Source organism: Allobosea sp. GW821-FHT03A12 (genome assembly GCF_058986765.1).
The window spans coordinates 593,666-613,466 of the sequence record NZ_JBYSVZ010000001.1 but is presented as its reverse complement, the minus strand read 5'-3'; the positions used below and the strand labels follow the sequence as shown (position 1 = coordinate 613,466).

At 67.2% G+C, this 19,801-nt stretch carries 16 protein-coding genes and 1 riboswitch; of the genes, 10 read left to right on the top strand and 6 right to left on the bottom strand.

Annotated features, from left to right (window positions below; translation table 11 throughout):
• Positions 1 to 13 precede the first annotated feature (13 nt).
• Together AC3WLC_RS02870 and AC3WLC_RS02865 are read right to left on the bottom strand one after the other, a co-directional pair.
• Entirely contained in the window at positions 14 to 436 is a 423-nt protein-coding gene (locus AC3WLC_RS02870) for a YciI family protein (RefSeq protein WP_493682422.1), read from the bottom strand.
• A 116-nt stretch (positions 437 to 552) separates the two neighbouring features.
• The gene (locus AC3WLC_RS02865; RefSeq protein WP_493682421.1) at positions 553 to 1,215 is read right to left on the bottom strand and encodes a dihydrofolate reductase family protein; all 663 of its coding nucleotides are present in this window, start codon (positions 1,213 to 1,215) and stop codon (positions 553 to 555) included.
• 287 nt (positions 1,216 to 1,502) lie between these two features.
• Between AC3WLC_RS02865 and ygfZ the strand changes: the two genes are divergently transcribed.
• From ygfZ to AC3WLC_RS02850, 3 genes are read left to right on the top strand one after another with little or no spacing between them, the layout of a single operon-like run.
• On the top strand, positions 1,503 to 2,390 hold the full coding sequence (gene ygfZ / locus AC3WLC_RS02860) for a CAF17-like 4Fe-4S cluster assembly/insertion protein YgfZ (RefSeq protein WP_493682420.1): 888 nt from the start codon (positions 1,503 to 1,505) through the stop codon (positions 2,388 to 2,390).
• Positions 2,387 to 3,022, top strand: coding sequence for a DNA-3-methyladenine glycosylase I (locus AC3WLC_RS02855; RefSeq protein ID WP_493682419.1), 636 nt, complete (start codon positions 2,387 to 2,389; stop codon positions 3,020 to 3,022). The genes ygfZ and AC3WLC_RS02855 overlap by 4 nt, the downstream gene beginning before the upstream one ends.
• Positions 3,022 to 3,621, top strand: coding sequence for a YfbR-like 5'-deoxynucleotidase (locus tag AC3WLC_RS02850; protein ID WP_493682418.1), 600 nt, complete (start codon positions 3,022 to 3,024; stop codon positions 3,619 to 3,621). The genes AC3WLC_RS02855 and AC3WLC_RS02850 overlap by 1 nt, the downstream gene beginning before the upstream one ends.
• A gap of 188 nt (positions 3,622 to 3,809) precedes the next feature.
• Here AC3WLC_RS02850 and AC3WLC_RS02845 read toward each other — a convergent pair whose 3' ends face one another.
• Positions 3,810 to 4,097, bottom strand: a complete 288-nt coding sequence (locus AC3WLC_RS02845) for an SH3 domain-containing protein (protein ID WP_493682417.1) — start codon at positions 4,095 to 4,097, stop codon at positions 3,810 to 3,812.
• A gap of 195 nt (positions 4,098 to 4,292) precedes the next feature.
• Here AC3WLC_RS02845 and aceB point away from each other — a divergent pair, with 195 nt between their 5' ends.
• Complete coding sequence (gene aceB, locus AC3WLC_RS02840) at positions 4,293 to 5,900, top strand: malate synthase A (RefSeq protein ID WP_493682416.1); 1,608 nt, start codon at positions 4,293 to 4,295, stop codon at positions 5,898 to 5,900.
• Between the two features lie 858 nt (positions 5,901 to 6,758).
• Positions 6,759 to 7,733 carry an N-acetyl-gamma-glutamyl-phosphate reductase gene (argC, locus tag AC3WLC_RS02835; RefSeq protein WP_493682415.1) on the top strand — a complete coding sequence of 325 codons (975 nt, stop codon included), beginning with the start codon at positions 6,759 to 6,761 and terminating at the stop codon, positions 7,731 to 7,733.
• Positions 7,734 to 7,766: 33 nt separating this feature from the next.
• On the opposite strand, the gene AC3WLC_RS02830 is transcribed toward argC, so the two are convergent.
• Positions 7,767 to 8,270, bottom strand: coding sequence for a hypothetical protein (locus AC3WLC_RS02830; protein WP_493682414.1), 504 nt, complete (start codon positions 8,268 to 8,270; stop codon positions 7,767 to 7,769).
• A 331-nt stretch (positions 8,271 to 8,601) separates the two neighbouring features.
• Here AC3WLC_RS02830 and AC3WLC_RS02825 point away from each other — a divergent pair, with 331 nt between their 5' ends.
• The 3 genes from AC3WLC_RS02825 (at position 8,602) to AC3WLC_RS02815 (ending at position 11,263) form a co-directional block, all read left to right on the top strand.
• Complete coding sequence (locus AC3WLC_RS02825) at positions 8,602 to 9,633, top strand: DUF3616 domain-containing protein (protein ID WP_493682413.1); 1,032 nt, start codon at positions 8,602 to 8,604, stop codon at positions 9,631 to 9,633.
• Between the two features lie 43 nt (positions 9,634 to 9,676).
• Positions 9,677 to 10,246, top strand: a complete 570-nt coding sequence (locus AC3WLC_RS02820) for an NUDIX hydrolase (RefSeq protein WP_493682412.1) — start codon at positions 9,677 to 9,679, stop codon at positions 10,244 to 10,246.
• A 120-nt stretch (positions 10,247 to 10,366) separates the two neighbouring features.
• Entirely contained in the window at positions 10,367 to 11,263 is an 897-nt protein-coding gene (locus AC3WLC_RS02815) for a DUF6662 family protein (RefSeq protein WP_493682411.1), read from the top strand.
• 24 nt (positions 11,264 to 11,287) lie between these two features.
• On the opposite strand, the gene AC3WLC_RS02810 is transcribed toward AC3WLC_RS02815, so the two are convergent.
• Together AC3WLC_RS02810 and AC3WLC_RS02805 are read right to left on the bottom strand one after the other, a co-directional pair.
• Positions 11,288 to 14,017 (bottom strand): caspase family protein, encoded by a 2,730-nt coding sequence (locus AC3WLC_RS02810; protein ID WP_493682410.1) that lies wholly within the window; start codon positions 14,015 to 14,017, stop codon positions 11,288 to 11,290.
• Positions 14,018 to 14,108: 91 nt separating this feature from the next.
• On the bottom strand, positions 14,109 to 16,490 hold the full coding sequence (locus tag AC3WLC_RS02805) for an AI-2E family transporter (protein ID WP_493682409.1): 2,382 nt from the start codon (positions 16,488 to 16,490) through the stop codon (positions 14,109 to 14,111).
• 141 nt (positions 16,491 to 16,631) lie between these two features.
• On the opposite strand from AC3WLC_RS02805, the gene AC3WLC_RS02800 reads away from it, so the two are divergent.
• Together AC3WLC_RS02800 and AC3WLC_RS02795 are read left to right on the top strand one after the other, a co-directional pair.
• Positions 16,632 to 17,387, top strand: coding sequence for a GntR family transcriptional regulator (locus AC3WLC_RS02800; protein ID WP_493683121.1), 756 nt, complete (start codon positions 16,632 to 16,634; stop codon positions 17,385 to 17,387).
• Positions 17,388 to 17,437: 50 nt separating this feature from the next.
• Positions 17,438 to 17,634, top strand: a riboswitch (cobalamin riboswitch).
• Between the two features lie 120 nt (positions 17,635 to 17,754).
• Positions 17,755 to 19,698: a TonB-dependent receptor plug domain-containing protein gene (locus tag AC3WLC_RS02795; RefSeq protein WP_493682408.1), complete on the top strand. Its 1,944-nt coding sequence runs from the start codon at positions 17,755 to 17,757 to the stop codon at positions 19,696 to 19,698.
• Positions 19,699 to 19,801 lie beyond the last annotated feature (103 nt).

Genomic DNA, 19,801 nt, shown 5'->3' with positions numbered 1-19,801 from the left:
AGCCTTCGTCCGATCAGCCGGCGAGCTTCGCCGACTCCGCCCGCACGCGCTCTTCCTGCTCGCGCAGCTCGGGCGTCAGCACCTCGCCGAAATCCTCCATCTCGAAGATCGGGCGCAGCTCGATCTCGGTGCCGCCGTCGAAGGGCGCGCGCTTCAGCCACTCGACGGCCTCGTCGAAGGAGCGGACCTGCCAGATCCAGAAGCCGGCGAGCAGCTCCTTGGTCTCGGCGAAGGGCCCGTCGAGGACCGTCCGCTTTGCACCGTCAAAGCGCATGCGCAGCCCCTTCGCGCTCGGATGGAGCCCGTCCATCGCCAGCAGCACGCCGGCCTTCACCAGTTCCTCGTTATAGGCCCCCATCTTGGTGAGGAGGTCCTCGTCCGGCATCACGCCGGCTTCGCTGTCCTTGTTGGCCTTGACCAGAACCATCACACGCATCGGTCTTCTCCCATCTCTACGCGTTGGCTTCGCTTCGGTATGGAGCGAGAAAAATCCCGCCCTCTGTCTTCACGTCGAACGAGGCTCGCCCCGATCGACAGGCTTCCGAAAATTTTTCAGCCCCTGGCCGCATATTTTTCGCGGCGGGCGATTTCGGCGACGCTCGGCTCGGCGAACTCGAAGGAGCCGGTGGTGACCTCGCCCTCACGGCGATAGGTCGCCATGATGACGCCGGTGCTGGAGGCGCTGCTCTCGACCAGCTTGAAGGCAGCCGGCATCGCGCCCTTGCCGAACAGCCGCTTGCCCTTGCCGAGCACGACCGGGAAGGTCAGCAGCGTGATCTCGTCGATCAGGTCCTTGGCGAGCAGCGCCTGGATCAGCTCGCTCGAGCCCTGCAGCAGGAGCTTGCGCCCATCCTGGCGCTTCAGCGCTGCGACCTCAGCGGCGGGATCGCCGCGCAGCGCGACGCTGTTCTGCCAGCTCAGGGTCTGCGGCTCGGAGGTCGCGACATATTTGGTGATGGCGTTGAACTTGACCGCGATTGGATCGTCACCGGCATAGGGCCAGTGCGCCGCGAAGATGTCGTAGGTCCGACGGCCGAGCAGCAGGTCGAACTCGTCGGACAGGGCCTTGTCCATGACCTTGCCCATCGCCTCGTCCCAGTAATGGAAGGTCCAGCCGCCATGGCTGAAGCCGCCCTGCGGATCCTCATGCGGGCCGCCCGGCGCCTGCATGACGCCATCGAGGGACACGAAGGTGGCGGCAACGACTTGTCTCATCTGATCTCTCCCGAACTCGCGGGAACCTGGCCCCGCATCGCGTCCTTCGAAGCTCGGGCGGGTGCCGCCATGACCTGCGGCCGTCCGCTGCTTCTTACCGACACGTCGAACGGGGAAACGCCGGATCGACAGCACCCCGAAAAAATTTCGTCGGCCTCCGGCTGCATGCGGCACCCGTTTCCTGTCTCCCTGGTCGCATCGGTTGAGCCTTTGGCCGAAGCACCCTAACTATCGGGGCGAATGGCGCCCCGCGCCGAAACTAAAGATCGCTCAGAGAGCCCCCCGCCATGCCGGCAACCAGACTGGTCGACCGCGGCGTCATCCGCGTCAGCGGCGACGACACCCGCGACTTCCTCGACAACATCGTCACCAACGCGATGGAGAGCGTCACGCCCGAGCGCGCCGGATATGGCGGGCTGCTGACACCGCAAGGCAAGATCATCGGCGATTTTCTGGTTGTCGCCGTGCCGGACGCGGAGGGCGGCGGCTTCCTGCTCGACACGCCTTTGCTCCAGATTCCCGACCTGATGAAGAAGCTGAAGCTCTACAAGCTGCGCGCCAAGGTGGCGCTCGACGATCTCAGCGAGAGCGCGGCGGTGATCGCCGCGACCGATGGCGGCAAGCTGCCGGCCGATGCCGGGCTGGTCTATGCCGATCCGCGCATCCCTGAGCTCGGCGAGCGCGCCGTCGTCGACCGCGATGGCGCCGACGAGCTCGTCGACGGCGGCATGGACGACTACCACGGCCGCCGCATCGGCCTCGGCATTCCCGATGGCGGGCGCGACTTCCTCTATGGCGACGCCTTCCCGCACGAGGCGCTGTTCGACCAGCTCGGCGGCGTCTCCTTCAGGAAGGGCTGCTATATCGGCCAGGAGGTGGTCTCGCGCATGCAGCACCGCGGCACTGCCCGCTCGCGGATCGTGCCGATCGTCTTCAGCGAGGGCATCAACCCGGATGACGGCGTCGAGGCCAGCGCCGGCGGCAAGACGCTCGGCCGCGTCGGCTCTTGCGCCAATGGCCGTGGGCTCGCCCTGCTCCGACTCGACCGGGTGGCGGATGCGCTCGCCGCCGGCCACAGGCTCGATGCCGGCGGCCTCGAATTCACGCTGGCGCCGAAGCCTTCCTTCATCCGCTTCCCCTATCCGGGCGAGCCAGAATTCGGAGCAGCGGCATGACTGACGTCACCGGCGGGCGCGAGGCGGTCGAGGGTCCCGACGGCAAATATCGCTGCATCTGGCCGGGGAGCGACCCGCTCTATCTCGCCTATCACGACACCGAATGGGGCGTGCCCGAATACGATTCCCGCACGCTCTGGGAAAAGCTGATGCTCGACGGCTTCCAGGCCGGCCTGTCCTGGATCACCATCCTGCGCAAGCGCGACGCCTTCCGCGCCGGCTTTTCCGGCTTCGAGCCGGAAACCGTCGCCCGCTTCGGCGAGGCCGATGTCCAGCGACTCCTGGCCGATGCCGGCATCGTGCGCCATCGCGGCAAGATCGAGGGCACGATCCGCAATGCCCAGGCCTATCTCAGGCTCAGCGAGAAAGGCCCGTTCACCGATTTCCTCTGGAAGCATCTCGACGGGCGCGTGATCCAGAACAGCTTCCGCACCCACGAACAGGTGCCGGCCGAGACCGCCGTCTCCAAGGCGATCTCGAAGGAACTCAAGGCTGCTGGCTTCACCTTCTGCGGCCCGACCATCGTCTATGCGGTGATGCAGGCCTGCGGCATGGTCAACGACCACCTGACCGGCTGCTTCCGCTGGCAGGAATGCGCGGCGCTCGCCAGCGACACGCGCCCCGCCGCCTGATGGCCAAACCGCCTGCCCCACCGCGCGCCTGGCAACGCATGCTGTCCGGCCGCCGGCTCGACCTGCTCGATCCCTCGCCGCTCGATGTCGAGATCGAGGATATCGCCCATGGCCTTGCCCGCGTCGCGCGCTGGAACGGCCAGACGCGGGGTGCGCATTCCTTCTCGGTGGCGCAGCATAGCCTTCTGGTCGAGGCCATCGCCGGCCATCTCAACCCGGACTGGCCGCGGGACTGGCGCCTGATGGCGCTGCTGCACGATGCGCCGGAATACGTCATCGGCGACATGATCTCACCATTCAAGGCGGTGATGGGCGATGCCTACAAGGGCGTCGAGCTGCGCCTGCTGGCGGCGATCCATCTGCGCTTTGGCCTGCCGGCGGCGACGCCGGCGGTCGTCAAGCGCAAGACCAAGGACGCCGACAAGATCTCGGCCTTCCTGGAAGCGACCGAGCTTGCCGGCTTCGAGCGCGAGGAGGCGCTGCGCTTCTTCGGCCGCCCGCAAGCCCTGCCGCGCGAGGTGCTGGCGCTGCTCGAGCCGCAGGCGACGGAGGACGCGCAGGGAGCGTTTTTGAGGCGGTTTAACGAACTGACAGGATGAGGCGCGGGATCCCCTCTCCTGGAAGGAGAGGGGTAGGGGCGAGGTGTTCGGACTGCAAACGTTGGCCTGAACCCGACCGCGCGGTCAGGTCTCGCGGCACTGGTCTGACCTCCTACACCTCACCCTGCCCTCTCCTTACAGGAGAGGGTTCCCCGCGGTCCTATTGCCAGCTGGTTAGCGCTTCGACCTCAATAGCAGGAGACAAACTCCCGATAGACCCAGCCAACCACATGGTTGCGGCCGCGCGGGCTGATCAGCGCCCAGGCCCGGCCGCGCTCGTCGGACGAGGTGTTGATCACGCGGATGCCGGCGCCGTTGGTGACGCGGCCGATGATCTCGCCATTCGGCGTCTCGCGGATGTTGAGGGGCGTGCCGGTCGGGTCGGTGACGGCGCAGCGGTTCTGGGCGAAGGCCGGCGCGGCCGCGAGGCAACTGGCGAGCGCGGCGGCGAGTAGGCCGAGGCGGATGGCGGTCATGAACAAATCCCCTGATCGTCAACCGGCACGCCCCGCGCCGTGACACGCACTGGCAATGGCGCCCTCAGGGCCGCTTTCGCTTCGGCGCGGGATTATTTCCATTTCGGATCAGATCATCTGACATTCTCTGCCATTCCCGACAAAATCGAATACCTGCATACTGCGTTCACCTGATGTAGGTGAGAGACAAGAACTATGACCGTCCCGACCAGCTTGAACCTTCCCGCCGGCGTTGTCGTCAAGGGCGCGCTCGCCGAACGCTATGACGAGGTCCTGAGCCATGATGCGCTCGCCTTCGTCGCCGAGCTGCAGCGCCGCTTCAACGAGACCCGCAAGCGCCTTCTCGCCGTGCGCAAGGAGCGCCAGAAGCGCTTCGACGCCGGCGAGACCCCGGATTTCCTGGCCGAGACCAAGCACATCCGCGAGGGTGACTGGAAGGTCGCGACCATCCCCACCGATCTACTCGACCGCCGCGTCGAGATCACCGGCCCGGTTGATCGCAAGATGATCGTCAACGCGCTGAATTCCGGCGCCAAGGTCTTCATGGCTGATTTCGAGGACGCCTCCTCGCCGGTCTGGGCCAACATGGTCGAAGGCCAGATCAACCTGAAGGACCGCTGGGCCGGCAAGATCGACTTCACCGATGCCGGCAACGGCAAGGCGTACAAGCTCAAGGACAAGCCCGCCGTCCTGATCATCCGCCCGCGCGGCTGGCACCTGCCGGAGCGCCATATCGAGATCGACGGCGAGATCGCCTCGGGCGCGCTGGTCGATTTCGGCCTGTATCTCTTCCACAACGCCAAGGCGGCGCTGGCGCAGGGCTCGGGCCCCTATTTCTACCTGCCCAAGCTCGAGAGCCATATCGAGGCACGTCTCTGGAACGACGTCTTCGTCGCTGCCCAGACCGCGCTCGGATTGAAGACCGGCACGATCAAGGCGACCGTGCTGATCGAGACCCTGCCGGCCGCCTTCGAGATGGACGAGATCCTCTACGAGCTGCGTGAGCACATGGCCGGCCTGAACTGCGGCCGCTGGGACTACATCTTCTCCTTCATCAAGAAGCTCGCCCGCAACAAGGCCTTCGTCCTGCCCGACCGCTCGCAGGTCGTGATGACCAAGGCCTTCCTGCGCGCCTATTCGCTGCTGCTGATCAAGACCTGCCATCGCCGCGGCGCCTTCGCCATGGGCGGCATGGCGGCGCAGATTCCGGTCAAGAACAACCCCGAAGCCAATGCCGCCGCCTTCGCCAAGGTCAAGGCCGACAAGGAGCGCGAGGCTGGTGACGGCCATGACGGCACCTGGGTCGCCCATCCCGACCTCGTCCCCGTCGCGATGGAGGTGTTCGACCGGCTGATGCCGCAGGCGAACCAGCTCGGCAAATTGCGCGAGGACGTCCAGGTCGGCCGCGACAACCTGCTTGAAGTGCATGAGGGCACCCGCACCGAGGAAGGCTTCCGCGAGAACATCCGCGTCGGCGTGCAGTATCTCGAAGCCTGGCTGCGCGGCCGTGGCGCGGTGCCGATCTACAACATGATGGAGGACGCCGCGACCGCCGAGATCAGCCGCGCCCAGATCTGGCAGTTCGTCCAGTACGGTGTCGCGCTCGAAGGCGGCGCCAAGGTCGATGCCGAGCTGTTCAAGCGCTGCCTGCCCGAGGAGATGGCGCGGGTGAAGAGCGAGCTCGGTGCCGAGGCCTATGACAAGGGCCGTTTCCCCGATGCGATCGACCTGTTCTCGAAGCTCTCGCTGGCGCCGGAGTTCGAAGAGTTCCTGACGGTGCCGGCTTATAGCGAGCTGGGCTGAGCCAATCGCCCGCGCCGCTCATCCGGGCGGCGCGGCTCCTTTTTTTGACGATCAATCGGAAACTTTGATTCTGGCCGGTTCGAGTAGAAGCGGCCATTCTCTCTTGCTGAGCGCTAGCTAAGATTGCCCTTCGATAGCCACCTAGAAAATAAGAGAAAATCACAAATACAAATAGCTGACACGATTAGGAATAGTCTGAATCGAAATTCAGCGTCGCTATGATATGAATAAATATACATCATCGGACCTAACATCAACAAAGATATCAATAATCGCCGATATGCAATTTTCGTTACTCTCTCCCTACGAAAAGTAACAACCAAAGATATTATCATAACTACGATCATCGAGAGCGGACTAACTGCAATCTGATACAAAATATCAGTCATGATTGCGCCTATTGAGAGGCTGCTGACACTACAATAGCTATGCCAGAATCCATAGAGTTCGACAAGCAGCGCGAGACCGTCCGGTCAGTGACGAGAACCTGTTTACGGCAAGCTCAGCTGATTCAACAACCCGCGCGCTCAATGGCGCGCAGGTCCACTGCTTTTGTTCCTGGTCGCAGATTTTTGCCTCTCCCCGCAAGCGATCGGAAGCCGACATTCCACTTGACGATGACTGTCGGTGCCGACAGTGTCCCGGGGCATGTTCAGGAACCGCACCCTTTGCGACCGACGCCGACGCCGCTTCACCCAAGCGGCGGCTTTTTGGCTGCGCGTCGATCAGCGTCCTTCCGCGTCGTGAGCGCCTCATTGTAGGCCCCATTCGCCGGAACGGCCCGGCCCGCATTCCTGATCCCCCGCAGCCCTCGGCTTCGGGGGTTTTCTTTTGCCCGAACCCCAGAAGGACACCACCATGAGCATTCGCGTCGGCATTGTCGGCATCAGCGGTTTTGGCGGCGGCGAGGCGCTGCGCCTGATTGCGAGCCACCCGTCTTTCGAGCTGGTCTATGCCGCAGGCGAGAGCAGCGCCGGCAGCCGTCTGGTCGACCGCTTCCCCGGCGTGCCGGCCAAGCTGGCCGAACTGGTCATCGAGAAATGGGATCCTACGACCCTGCCGAAGCTCGACGTGCTGTTCGCGTCGCTGCCCACGGGCGCCTCGGCCGAGGCGCTGGCGCGCATCCCCAGGGATGTGAAGATCGTCGATATCGGCGGCGACCACCGCTACGTCGAGGGCTGGGCCTATGGCCTGGCCGATATCTGGCCGGCTCAGATCGAGGGTCAGACCCGCATCGCCAATCCCGGCTGCTTCCCGGCTGCGACGCTGGCCGCGCTGGCGCCGCTGCTGGCCGACAAGCTGATCGAGCCCGGCAATATCGTGATCGACGTCAAGACCGGCATCTCCGGCGCCGGCCGGGGCGGCGACAGCAAGTTCGGCTACGCCGAGAGCAACGAGAACCTGATACCCTACGGCCTGCTCAGGCACACCCACATGCCGGAGATCGCCAGGACGATCGAGCGGCTGAGCGGCGGCAGCGCGGCCGGGCTGGTGTTCACGCCACATCTGGTGCCGATGACCCGCGGCATCCTCGCCACCATCTATTGCCGTGGCAGCGCCACCACGGACCAATGCCTGGACGCGGCCCGGCGCTTCTACGCCGGGCGCTCCTTCGTCCGCGTGACCGACAAGCCGCCGCAGACCAAATGGGCGACCGGCTCGAACCTCGCCTTCGTCAGCTATGCGGCCGATCCTGAGCGCAATCTGGTGATCGCGCTGGGCGTGGTCGACAATCTCGGCAAGGGAGCGGCCGGCCAGGCGGTGCAGAACGCGAACCTGATCTGCGGCCTGCCGGAAACCGCGGGGCTGGACGGCGCACCTGTCTGGCCATGATGGAAACAGACGATACGGCGCCGGCGTCGCGGTTCAAAAACCGTGGATCGCGATGATGATCGCGAAGGCGAGGGTGAACAGGAGGCCGGCCAAGGTCGGCGCGGTCACGATGAAGGCGGCCAGGACCGGATGGCGGTTCTGCCACGCCAGAGCCGCCGCCGAAACCGCGATCACGGGCAATGCGAGGAAGTAGACCAATGTGAGCCGCGCTTCGGCGTTGACGTGGAACCCATCGCGGATGACGGCTGGCAGCATCCCGAGCCATCCCAGCATCCAGCACGCCGCCACGGCGAGGGTCGCGCCGCGCAAGTCGCGACGCCCGATAAGCACGAAGGCCACCGCAGCGGCCATGAGCTGGAGAGCGCCTGCTGCCGGAACGATCCAGCGCTCGATTCCCGTGTAGAGGTTCGGCGCCCCGACAAACGGCAGCAGCAGCGAAGACAGCCCGAAATAGGCCGCGAGCGCAGCAGACAGAATGAGAAGCGGCCAGGCCGCCCTGCCGAAGGGCGAGCTGCCGCCGGGCTCGACATTCGCCACCGCTACCTCGCTCGATCACAAGCGCGCGGAACCTCGGGAAGGTCGCGGCTCGATTGCCTTCACCTGACCGCCCCGTACGACCATTCCCGAAGATAACGACCAAGGCACGCGCCCGCCAAGCATCACCGCGCTTCGCTGCTCCTCAGATGCGCCAACGCCCCAAAAGATGAGTCCGCTGACAGGGAAAAGCTTGCGCGCCTCTCGCTCATCTCAAAAAACGAAGGTCACTCCTGCAACGATACGTCCTTGCCCGGCGCAAGAATTCGCGGCCCGGCCTTTGCAACCACCACCACGCCCCCTATGTCCGCTCTTTCCGTCGGAGCATGACCAGATGCGGCTCGCGATCCTCTCCGCCCTCGCGCTCGGCCTTCTCGCAACGAATGCCGTCCGCGCCGAGACGCTGAAGCCCGAGCGCAGGATCGAAGCGACCTCCGACTTCACCGGCAAGAAGCCGCGCAAGCCCGCCGAGGACATCAGCGGCATCGCCTGCCGCCCGCCCGCCGGCGGCGACTATCGCTGCCTCGTGATCAACGACGAGAACAAGGCCGCCCAGTTCGCGACGCTGAAGCAGGGCACGATCACCCCCGGCCCCAGCCTGCCGCTGGTGAAGGACAGCGCTCCAAGCGGCGCCAGCGGACGCCAACCGGTGATCGGCTGCCCGCAGAAGGGCGATTTCGAGGATTTCGATGGCGAGGGCGTCGCCTTTGCCGATCGCCATTTCTACGTCGTCGGCTCGCATGGCTGCTCGCGGCGCAGCGGCGAATACCGACCTTCGTCCTTCCTGCTGGCCCGGATCGCGGCCGGCAATGGCGAGGCCGGCACGCCCGAACTGAGCTGGCGCGTCGCCGACCTGCTCGGCGCAGCCGGCGAGGTCGCGCCCTTTGTCGGCAGGGCGCTCGACGACAAGAGCAACGGGCTCAATATCGAGGGCCTCGCCGTGGTCGGCGACCGGATTTGGTTCGGCCTGCGCGCGCCCTCGCTCGACGGCCGTGCCTTCCTCGTCGGCGGCAGCATCGCCGAACTGTTCAAGCCGGGCAGCGAACCGGCCGTGGACAAGCCGCAGCTCATCGCCTTCAAGGCCGGGGCTCAGCGCGGCGTGCGCGATCTTACCTCGCTCGCCGATGGCCGCCTGCTCGTCCTCGTCGGCCCGGCGCAGGAGCAGGACGTGCCCTATGCGATCCTGCTGCTCGACCCCGCCGCCCCTGCTACCGTCCAGGAGCTCGGCCAGCTGCCCAAGCGCAAGGACGCCAAGGCCGAGGCGCTCACCGTGCTGGCGCAGGAACGCGGCGAGCTGCGCGTCCTCATCGGCTATGACAGCGTCAAGAATGGCGGCTTCGAAGAGTATCGCCTGAAGCTGCCCTGATCGGAAGGCGGCCTTCCCGGCCAGCCCCGGACATGCGATGCGCATGGCCATGAGCTTCCTGGCGCGCCTCGATTCGCTGGTCTCCCGCTATCTCGCCGAGGTCGCCGGACCGCGCGAGCGACTAGCCTTGCTGCGCTGGCAGATCGCCGAGCGCCATGCCCTCGACGCGCGCGAGACCATGCCGGGCCACGCCACCACGAGCGCCTTCGTGCTCTCGCCCGACCATGCGCAGATCCTGCTGATCGACCATGTCGTGATCGGCCGCTGGCTCCAGCCCGGCGGGCACTACGAGCCGGCCGCGAGCTTCCATGCCTCGGCCCTGCGCGAGGCGGTGGAGGAGACCGGTGTCGCCGGCCCTATCCTTCATCCCTGGCACCGCGGCGGCGACCTGCCCTTCACCATCGACAGCCATGACGTCCCCGGCAATCCGCGCCGGAACGAGCCGCCGCACATCCATCACGACCTGCAATATCTCTTCATCGCCGATCCGGCCCTGCCGCTGATTGCCCAGGAAGAGGAGGTCCACGCCGCAGCCTGGAAGCCCATCGCGGCGCTGGCCGAAATCGCGCCGGTGGCGTTCGCGCGCCTGCGCAGCGTGAGCCTGCCCGGCTGAGCCGGCAGCAGCTGTTGCATCGCAGCAACAATACGCTGGTATAGCGCGGCGACCGAAGAGTCCATGTTGCGACTCATTCGCATTTACTCAAATGTGGCTTCGTCAACAGGATCGCCAGCCATGCTGAAGCCCGCCGCCGTCGCCCTCGTCGCAGCGAGCCTGCTCTCGCCTGCCTTTGCCGCCGACCTTCCCTCACGCAAGGGCGCGCCGGCCGCACCGCCAGTGCTCTCCGCCTGCACTGAAAGCGAAGGCATCCCGACCGACGCCTTCGGCTTCACCACCGGCTCGGACGTCGCCGATGTCGGCTCCTTCGGCCCGAGCCTGACCTATAATGGCGGCTTCGGCGTCCGCGACGGCCGCCAGGCCGCGCATGGCCTGCAGCTCCAGGGCTCCTATGGGCTCTTCCCCTGCTTCGAGGTCGGCCCCTACCTCCTCGGCGGCTACACCGACGCGACCATCGGCGGCACCAAGGCCGACAGCCGCAGCGCCGGAGCCGGCGTCGAGATGAAGTACCGCCTGCTCGGCCGCGACCTGCACGGCATCGGCCTCACCGTCATCGTCGATCCCAGCTTCAACCGCACCGATCCGACCGGCGCCGGCAACTTCACCACCTACAACACCGGCCTGCGCATTTTCGCCGACAAGACGCTCGTCCCCGGCAAGCTCTACGCCGCGCTCAACCTCTCGCACGACCTGACCTGGACGGGACCGAGCCCCTATCTGCGCTCCTCGACCTTCACGGTCGGCGGCTCGCTCGCCTGGCAGATGCTGGATGGACTCTATCTCAGCGGCGAAGTGCGCCACCAGCGCCGTCACAACGAACTCGGCTTCGGCAAGGAGGCCGGCTACGCCACCTTTGCCGGCCCCGGCATCTTCTGGCAGGCGACCAAGCAGCTCGCGATCTCGGCCGCCTACAACGTCCAGATCGCCGGCAAGGCCAAGGGCGTGCCGGGCGATCTTGACGTCACCAATTTCAGCCAGCACCTGCTGAAGGTGAAGGCGGCCTACAGCTTCTAGACCGCCTTCCTTTTCGGACGCGCACTAGCGGCAGGGCTGCTGCCCGGGGTTGCCGCAATCCGGCCGCCGCGGTCCGTGCGGACCACCCTGCGGGTGCGGCGCCGCCCGACGTTGCTGCACCATCTGGCGCTGCTGTGCAGCCGCCTGGGCGGCTCGCTGCTGCTGTTGCGCTGCCTGCTGTTGAGCCCTCTGCTGCTGCATCTGCATCATCTGATGCTGCTGCGCCGCCTGTTGCTGTGCCCGCATCTGCTGCTCGCGGGCGACCTGTGCGGCCTGCTGCTGCGCTCTCTGCTGTTGGGCAACCTGCTGCGCCTGGCGTTGCTGAACGGCTGCCTGCTGCTGCGCCCGCATCTGTTGGTCGCGAGCCGCCTGTTGCGCCTGTTGCTGCGCCCTCTGCTGCTGGGCAGCCTGCGGCGCCTGGCGTTGCTGGGCCGCCGCTTGTTGCTGCGCCCGCATCTGCTGGTCGCGAGCTGCCTGTGCGGCCTGCTGCTGGGCTCGCTGCTGCTGGGCCGCGTCGACCGCTCCAGGGGCGCGCGATCGCGTCGAAGGTGCAGCCGCAGCACTACCCTTGCCAGTGTCGGCAGGCCCGGGCTGATGCGGCTGCGGTAGCGGCTGGGCGTTCTGCGGCAAAGGCTGCGCCGGTCGCGCGGCCGAGGCGGGACCGTTCGCACCGGCAGGCGGAGCGCCTGGCGCAGCCAAAGACGGCTTCGCCGCTCCCGGTGCCGGCGGCGCAGCCTGGCTCTTGCCGCCAGTGGCCAGCCCGGGCTGGTTCGGCTGCGGCAGCGGCCGGGCACCCGGTGTCGAGGGTTGAACCGGGCGCGAGGCTGCCGCAGGACCGTTCGTGTCCACGGGCGGATTGGTGGGTGTCGCGACCAGCGGCTTGGTTGCTCCAGGGGCGTCATTGCCCTTGCCGCCATTCGCAAACCCCGGCTGCGGCGGCAACGGCTGGGCGCCTTGCAACGGAGGCTGGCCGGGCCGGAGCCCCTGCACGGCATTTCCCGGAAGCTGTTGCTGCGGGCGCGCCTGCTGCGTGGATGGGGATTGCATCGGCGGCTGGCCGGGAACCTGCGGCGGCCTCACCGGTTGAGCCTGGCTCGGGCCGGAAGCGGGTGCAGACACGCCTTGCAGCCCATTCGGCTTCGGACGCTGGCTTGCGGCGCGCAAAGCGGCCGCGGCCGGCAGTGCCGCGACGGCTGCGGCGGCTGCCGCAGCCATGCCCAGATGGCTGGGTGACAGCGCCGGCTGGCCTGGTGCGGGCTGCGGCACGTCCGGCAAGCCGGCCGAGGCCGGCGGCAGCTGCTGGCCGGCCGGGTTGGTGACGACCACCGTCTGGCGGCTCTGGTCGATCACCACAGTGTTGTGGATGTTGACGCTGACGACGTTCTCCGGCGGCGGCGCGACATAGCGCGGGCGTTCGACCCAACTCGCCACCGGATGGTAGACCGGTACCGGCAGCACATAGGCTTCAACCGGCGGCGGAGGCGGCGGCAGCTCGACGAAATAGGCCGGCCGCGGCGGCAGGTAGATCACCGGCACCGGCGGCGGCGGCGGCAGCTCGTAGACCGGGTCGGCCAGATAGACCACCGGCCGCTCGATATAGACGACCTCTTCGGGCGGAGGCGGCGGCACATCGTAGCTCAGCATCGCAAAGGCAGCCGGCGGCTCCAGCTCGGCCGCAAGATGCGCCAGCCGTCGGCGCGCGTCATAGGCATGCGGGCCGCGCGGATAGCGGCGCAAATAGGACCAGTAGCCCTCGCGCGTGTCGGCGAGCGCGCTCTCGCGCCAGGTCGTCGCCTCGCGCCGCGCCGCGACGATGGCGCGCACGCGCCGGGCGAGCGGATCGTCCGGATAGGCTGCGAGGAAGTCCTGGTAGCCGCGCATCGAGTCGCGGGCGACGGCGGCGAGATAGGCCTGCCGGGGATCGAATTCGCGGATCGGCCGCGAGCGCAGCTCGGAGAAGCGCTCGGCCTCGACCGGCGCGCCCTGGGCACGCTCGAAGAACAGGAACGGTGCCTCGACGCGCGAGACGTGCCAGGCGAGCTCGGCCCCCTGGGTTAGCCCGTCCACCCGCAGACGCACACGCTCGAACAGGTCATCGAGCTTGAGCCCACCCTCCTTGATCATCTCCGACAGGGCCGTGGCATAGGCGCCGTAGCCCGCATTGGCCTCGGGCGCGATCGTGCCGGGAGCTGCGTTGAAGGCGAGCAGCATCCCGGCATCGGGCTGGGCCAAAGCAAGGCCGCCGGCGAGCGGTTGACCGGCGCGGGCGAAACCGTTCTGGCGGGCAGCATCGAGCACGACGATCCGCGCCTTCAGCGGCAATCCGGCGAGCGGCCTGAGCAGGTCGCTCAGACGGATCGCCTCGAGCGGCACGTCGCTGTCGCGGGCGATACGGGCATCGACCGGAACGAGATAGTTCTCGCCCTCGAACTGCAGCCCGTATCCGGCGAAATAGACGAAGGCCACGGTGTCGGGCCCGGAAGCGTTGGCCTTGTCGATGAATTCGCGCAGCGAGGCACGAAAGGTCGCCATGTCGAGGTCGCGCGCACCGACGACGTCGAAGCCAGCCGCCTGCAGGGTCTGCGCAACCAGGCCGGCGTCATTGGCCGGGCTCGCCAGCGTACCCGCCTGATAGGCGCCGTTACCGATGACGAGCGCGATCCGCTTCTCGAGCGGCTGCGCCTGCGCATGGCTGAAGCCGATGGCGACGAGCAGCGTCGCAAGGACCAGTCGGAGAAGCTGAGATCCGGGCATCGCGCCCTCCCGCAACGGCTCGTTCTATCGTGGGGAAGGTCGGCCCGGGCCGATGAACCGAGCTTGAACCGAATGAGGCGAGACCGAGGCGCTACTCCGGCACCGGCTGTCCGACCGTCGCGCTCGCCTCGGTTTCCGGCTCGCCCGGCTGCTGCGGCGAGCTACCGGCGCCGGCCCGGCCGATCGTCTCGACGACATCGGCCGCGAGCTTTTCCAGCAGCTCGCGCTCGCGCTGGTCGAGGCTGCGCGCTTCGCGATCGAGGATGCAGAGCGCGCCCAGGACGAAGCCGTCCGACGAGCGCAGTGGCGCGCCGGCATAGAAGCGCAGGCCCCAGGTCTTGGCGACGGGGTTGTCGGTGAAGCGGGCATCGCGCTCGGTATCATCGACGACCAGCGTCTCGCCGCCAGCCACGACGTAATCGCAGATCGCCTCCCGGCGCGGCAGGACGGGCCGGCCGGCCTCGTCCCGGCCGAAACCCGAGAGCTCCCTGCTGCCGCCGATGACGATCTCCTGCTCGGCGTCGATCGCCGAGATCATCGCCACGTCGACGTCGAAGGCATCGGCGGCGCGCTTGGCGATCGCATCGAGATCATCGCGCAGCGCCGCGTCGAGGAAGCCGGTGCCATGGAGCGCCGCCACGCGCTCGGCATCGTTGGCCGGTGTCTCCGCCACGGCCGGCTCGCCCGCCATCTCGGGCAGGAGGCGCTGGACCCGGCCGATCGTCTCCTGGATCGAGGCCGCGAGCTCGTCGGCGCCGATATCCCGGCCCGCCTCGCCTGCCAGCTTTTCGGGCGGCACCGTCCAGAGCACCACGACGATCCTCAGCTCCGGCCAGCGCTGCCGCAGCCGCCGGCAAAACTGCCGGGCGGCATTGTCGGGCTCGCCGCTGAAATAGTTGAGGCAGACGAGCGGCACCCCATCGAGATCGAGTCTCGCGACCGAGTTCATCGTGACATGGGCGATCCGGCGCGCCTGCGCCGGGATGCCTTCGAGATCGAGCGCATGGGCCAGCATCTGCGCGGCGATCCCATCGATCTCCCATTTGCCGCCGATGCAGACCACTTTCGGGCTGGAACCGGCCGTCGCCGGGTGCTCCTCGCGCAATTCCTCCAGCAGCGCCTCCATGCCCTCGGCGATGCGCAGCCGGTGCGCCGCGGTCGCCTGGCGGCCATAATCGTCGCTGGCGAGCCGCAGAACCGCGACACCGACGGCGTCGTAGAAGGGCACCACCGAGAGCGTCTCGATCTCGCTTTCGGCGATCTCGATGGCTTCGTCGACATCGCCGGCGAGCAGGCGCTGATAGATCCGTTCCGTCGGACTGAGCACCGGCACCGAGCCGAGCAGGGTGTCGAGGAACTGCAGTTGCGGCAAGGTCTTGCCGAGGACGAGCAGGCAGACCGTCAGCGGCGTCGACAGGATCAGGCCGACCGGGCCCCAGAGCGCCGTCCAGAAGGTCGCGGCGGCGATCAGCGAGATCGCCGAGAGCCCGGTGCTGGTGCCATAGAGCATCGGCTCGACGATGTTGTTGCTGACGAGCTCGAGCCCTGCGATCAGCGCGAGCGTCCACAGCACCATGTGCCAGCCGGGGTCGACCGCGAAGGCGAGCGCCAGCGGGAAGATGGCCGAGATCAGCGCGCCGACATAGGGTACGAAGCGCAGGACGGCCGCGACGACGCCCCAGAGCAACGCGCCGGGAACGCCGATCAGCCACAGCCCGAGCGCCAGCGGGATGGCGAAACTGGTATTCACCACGAGCTGCATCAGGAGATAGCGGCTGATGCGCCGGCCGGCATCCTCGATCGCGTCGGTCGAGCGGTGCAGATTGCCGCCGAGGATGCGCAGCAGCCGGTCGCGCAGGTCGGTCCGGTCGAGCAGCGCCAGCACGACGAAGACGAGGACGATGCCGGCCGTTGCCAGCGGCTCGAGCACACGGCCGAGCCAGACCAGCGCGACCTGCAGCTGGGTGCCCGGCGCCGCCACGACCTCGACCCGCTGCGCCTGCGCGCCCTGCACCGACTCCACCTCCTTCTGAAGGGAAGCGATCGCGTTCAGCGCGCTGTCGAGCATCCCGGGCGCCCTGAACTGCGCCTTGAGATCGTTGAGCTTGCCGTGGATCGTCGATTGATAGGTCGGCAACTGCTCGCCGAGCGAGCGCAGCTGCGTGCCCAGCACGAGGAAGAGGCTGGCGAGCAGGACGAGCACGACGGTCATCACCACCGCGATCGCGACCACCTTGGGCAGTCCCCGCCGCCGCAGCCACACCACCGGGGGATTGAGCGCGAAGCCGATCAGGAAGGCGAAGGCGAGCGGGATCAGGATGTCCTGGCCGTAATAGAGCGCCGCGATGATCACTGCCGCCGAGACGAGCGCCGCAGCCACCCTGACGATGTCCGCGCCCCCCAGATCGCCCGCGCCGATGCCGCCCGCTTCGTGCTGGATCGGCGCTCGGCGGACTGGCGGTGTCGTCGTCATGATCAAAGCCCCCCGGCCGGCGATGGATGGTCTTGAGAACGTGAGAGGACGCACCCGGTTCCCCCTGCCGCGCACGCCGCATTGCGAACAACGCGCCGCTGACGCTAAGACGAGAAGGATCTTCAACCATTGGTGTCGGCGATGGCGCGGGAAGAGGCCGGAAACGGTGCATCGGACAAGGCCGGGATGATCTGCCGGGCGCTGCGCCGCGCGATCATCGAGCGCGCGCTCGAACCCGGCGCGACCTTGCCGGAGGACGCGCTCGGCGAGCGCTTCGGCGTCAGCCGGACCCTCGCGCGCCATGCGCTCGCCCAGCTCGCGGCCGAAGGGCTGGTCGAGCTGCGCCGCAACCGCACCGCCGTGGTGGCGACGCCGAGCTGGCAGGAGGCGCGCGACACCTTCGACATCCGCATCGAGCTGGAGCGCCTCGTCGTGCGCCAGCTCGCCGGCCGGCTGAGCAAGGCGCAGCTTGCGACGCTGCGCGCCCATGTCGACTCGGAAGATGCCGCGCGCGGCGGCCCGGATGCGATCTCGATCCGGCTCGCGACCGAATTCCACATCCTGCTCGCTGAGATGACCGAGAGCCCGATCCTGATCCGCTATGTCAGCGAGCTCTCCTATCGCTGCTGCCTGATCCTGTCGCTGTACAGCCGGCCGCATTCCTCGGAATGCGGCATCAACGAGCATCGCCTGCTGATCGACGCGCTCGCGAGCGGTGACGTTGGGAAAGTCACGAGCCTGATGCACCACCATCTCGACTCGGTGGCGGCGCGCGCGCTCGTTGCAGAAGCCAAGCCGCGCGAGCGCGACATCATGGCGATCCTTGCGCCTTATGCGGAGGCGCCGCAAACAGTCGCCAGGCCCCGTGGAAAGCGACCGCTCAAAGCGGCCGAATAATCCCCCTCGCAAGGGCCGGCGGGCGCATTGACGCTGCCGCATTTCCGCCCTACTCGTGAACGCGACGGTTCCCTCACGGGATCAAAAGGGAACGCAGTGCGGGTGGCTCGCCACCCCATGCTGCGGCTGCCCCCGCAACTGTAAGCGGCGAGCCTTTCGCCATACGCCACTGGGACCTCGGCCCTGGGAAGGCGGCGAAAGGCAGCGACCCGCGAGCCAGGAGACCTGCCGTCAGCCGTGGTCACACGCGAACACATCGGCCGGGGTGCGCTGATGGGTGGTAGAACCGTGCGCACCCGGTTTCGGGAGCGGCTGGGGACATCTCGTTCGCGGTGACGTGCCACTGACGTTACCGCCGAGGTTTCCCGTGTTCCGTTTGCCAAAACCCGCCAAGAGCGGGCGTTTCCTCCTTGCCTTCTCCCTGCTCGCCACCTCGACCATGCTGACACCGCTCGCCGCACTAGCGCAGTCGGGCGGAAAGCCGATCGCACTCGATGAGATCGTCATCAGCCCGACCGGCGTACCGACGCCCGCCAGGGAAATCGCCAGCTCCGTCACCGTCGTGACCGCCCAGGAGATCGAGCGCCAGCAGCGTCGCACCCTGCCGCAGGCGCTCGCCGCCGTGCCCGGCCTCAACATCGTCCAGACCGGCGGCCCGGGCGGCCTGACGTCGGTGTTCATGCGCGGCACCAATTCGAACCACGTCAAGGTGCTGATCGACGGCATCGAGGTGAACGACCCCTCGACACCGAACCGCTCCTTCGATTTCGGCCAGATGCTGACGACAGACATCGAGCGGATCGAGGTGCTGCGCGGCCCACAGAGTGGCCTCTACGGCGCCAATGCGCTGGGCGGCGTCATCTCGATCACCAGCAAGCGCGGCGAAGGCCCGCCGAAGGTGACGGCGTCCGCCGAGGCCGGTTCCTACGGTACCTTCAACCAAAGCGTCGGGTTGAGCGGCGGCAATGACCGCTTCGACTACGCCTTCAATGTCAGCCATTTCCGCGCGGATTCGACGCCGGTGACGCCGCCGAACCTGGTTCCCGCCGGCCGCCGGCGCAACCCGAACTCCTATGACAACTGGAGCTATTCCGCCCGCCTCGGCGCCAGGCTGACCGACACGCTGAGCATCAACTGGGTCGGCCGCTATATCGACGGGCAATTGCTGTTCACCGGCGATTCCGGCTTCCCGAGCCTGCCGAACAGCTTCCGCAACAGCCAGAACTACCGCCAGGCCTTCACCCGCGGCGAGGTCGTCTGGGACCCGCTGGGCGGCCAGTTCGTCAACCGCTTCGGCGTCTCCTACAGCAATCAGGACCGTTCCGATCGCCGGCCGAATGCCTCCGGTATCCTCGACCTGCCTACCGAGAACCTCGGCGAGCGTACCAAATACGACTGGCGCGGCGATCTGAAGCTCACCCAGAGCCAGACCCTGGTGATGGGCCTGCAATACGAGACCGAACGCTTCGACACGTCCGCCAAGACCGTCTCGAACGGCAACAAGGGCGCCTTCGTCGAATTGCAGTCGAACTGGACCGACCGCTTCTTCACCGTCGCCAATATCCGCTATGACAACGACGACAAGTTCGGCGGCCACACCACCTATCGCATCGCACCGGTCTTCATCGTGCCAGGCACCGACACCAAGCTGAAGGCGAGCTACGGCACCGGCTTCAAGGCGCCGACGCTGAGCGAGCGCTTCAGCGATTCCCGTCCGGCTTTCAACTTCTACGGCAATCCCGACCTGAAGCCCGAGGAGAGCCGCGGCTGGGATGTCGGCTTCGAGCAGCCGCTGCTGAACGGGCAGGTCAATGTCGGCGCAACCTGGTTCCACAACGACATCGACAACCTGATCGTCACCAATGCGGCGCGGACCTCCTACGCCAATATCGGCAAGGCGACGACGCAGGGCCTGGAGAGCTTCGTCGCGCTCGAACTCTCGCCGCAGTTCAAGGTCCGGGCCGACTACACCTTCACCCTGGCGCGCGACGACATCGCCCGCCAGGAGCTGCTGCGCCGGCCGCGCCACAAGGCCAGCGTCACCGCGAGCTGGATGCCGATCGAGAAGCTGACACTGTCGGCGACGCTGATCTATCTCGGCGAGCGCATGGACGGGAACCGCGACTTCTCGGTCTCCAGGATGCGTGCGCCCGGCGCCGCGATCGTCAACCTCGCCGCCGACTACAAGGTCGACGAGCGCTTCACCGTGTTCGGCCGCGTCGATAACCTGTTCGACAAGCGGTATGAGAACCCGGTCGGCTTCCTGGTGCCGGGCCTCAGCGCCTTCGGTGGGATCAGGGTGAGCCTGTGAGAGAGCTGGGAACCTCCCCCGTCATGCTCGCCCTTGTGGCGAGCATCCACGTCTTGAACACGGCATGTGGTCAAGGAAGACGTGGATGGTCGGGACAAGCCCG

What these genes read in the sequence shown, in the direction of transcription:
- AC3WLC_RS02870 (WP_493682422.1), bottom strand. Translation starts at nt 436, where the DNA reads ATGCGTGTGATGGTTCTGGTCAAGGCCAACAAGGACAGCGAAGCCGGC.
- AC3WLC_RS02865 (WP_493682421.1), bottom strand. Translation starts at nt 1,215, where the DNA reads ATGAGACAAGTCGTTGCCGCCACCTTCGTGTCCCTCGATGGCGTCATG.
- ygfZ (WP_493682420.1), top strand. Translation starts at nt 1,503, where the DNA reads ATGCCGGCAACCAGACTGGTCGACCGCGGCGTCATCCGCGTCAGCGGC.
- AC3WLC_RS02855 (WP_493682419.1), top strand. Translation starts at nt 2,387, where the DNA reads ATGACTGACGTCACCGGCGGGCGCGAGGCGGTCGAGGGTCCCGACGGC.
- AC3WLC_RS02850 (WP_493682418.1), top strand. Translation starts at nt 3,022, where the DNA reads ATGGCCAAACCGCCTGCCCCACCGCGCGCCTGGCAACGCATGCTGTCC.
- AC3WLC_RS02845 (WP_493682417.1), bottom strand. Translation starts at nt 4,097, where the DNA reads ATGACCGCCATCCGCCTCGGCCTACTCGCCGCCGCGCTCGCCAGTTGC.
- aceB (WP_493682416.1), top strand. Translation starts at nt 4,293, where the DNA reads ATGACCGTCCCGACCAGCTTGAACCTTCCCGCCGGCGTTGTCGTCAAG.
- argC (WP_493682415.1), top strand. Translation starts at nt 6,759, where the DNA reads ATGAGCATTCGCGTCGGCATTGTCGGCATCAGCGGTTTTGGCGGCGGC.
- AC3WLC_RS02825 (WP_493682413.1), top strand. Translation starts at nt 8,602, where the DNA reads ATGCGGCTCGCGATCCTCTCCGCCCTCGCGCTCGGCCTTCTCGCAACG.
- AC3WLC_RS02820 (WP_493682412.1), top strand. Translation starts at nt 9,677, where the DNA reads ATGGCCATGAGCTTCCTGGCGCGCCTCGATTCGCTGGTCTCCCGCTAT.
- AC3WLC_RS02815 (WP_493682411.1), top strand. Translation starts at nt 10,367, where the DNA reads ATGCTGAAGCCCGCCGCCGTCGCCCTCGTCGCAGCGAGCCTGCTCTCG.
- AC3WLC_RS02810 (WP_493682410.1), bottom strand. Translation starts at nt 14,017, where the DNA reads ATGCCCGGATCTCAGCTTCTCCGACTGGTCCTTGCGACGCTGCTCGTC.
- AC3WLC_RS02805 (WP_493682409.1), bottom strand. Translation starts at nt 16,490, where the DNA reads ATGACGACGACACCGCCAGTCCGCCGAGCGCCGATCCAGCACGAAGCG.
- AC3WLC_RS02800 (WP_493683121.1), top strand. Translation starts at nt 16,632, where the DNA reads ATGGCGCGGGAAGAGGCCGGAAACGGTGCATCGGACAAGGCCGGGATG.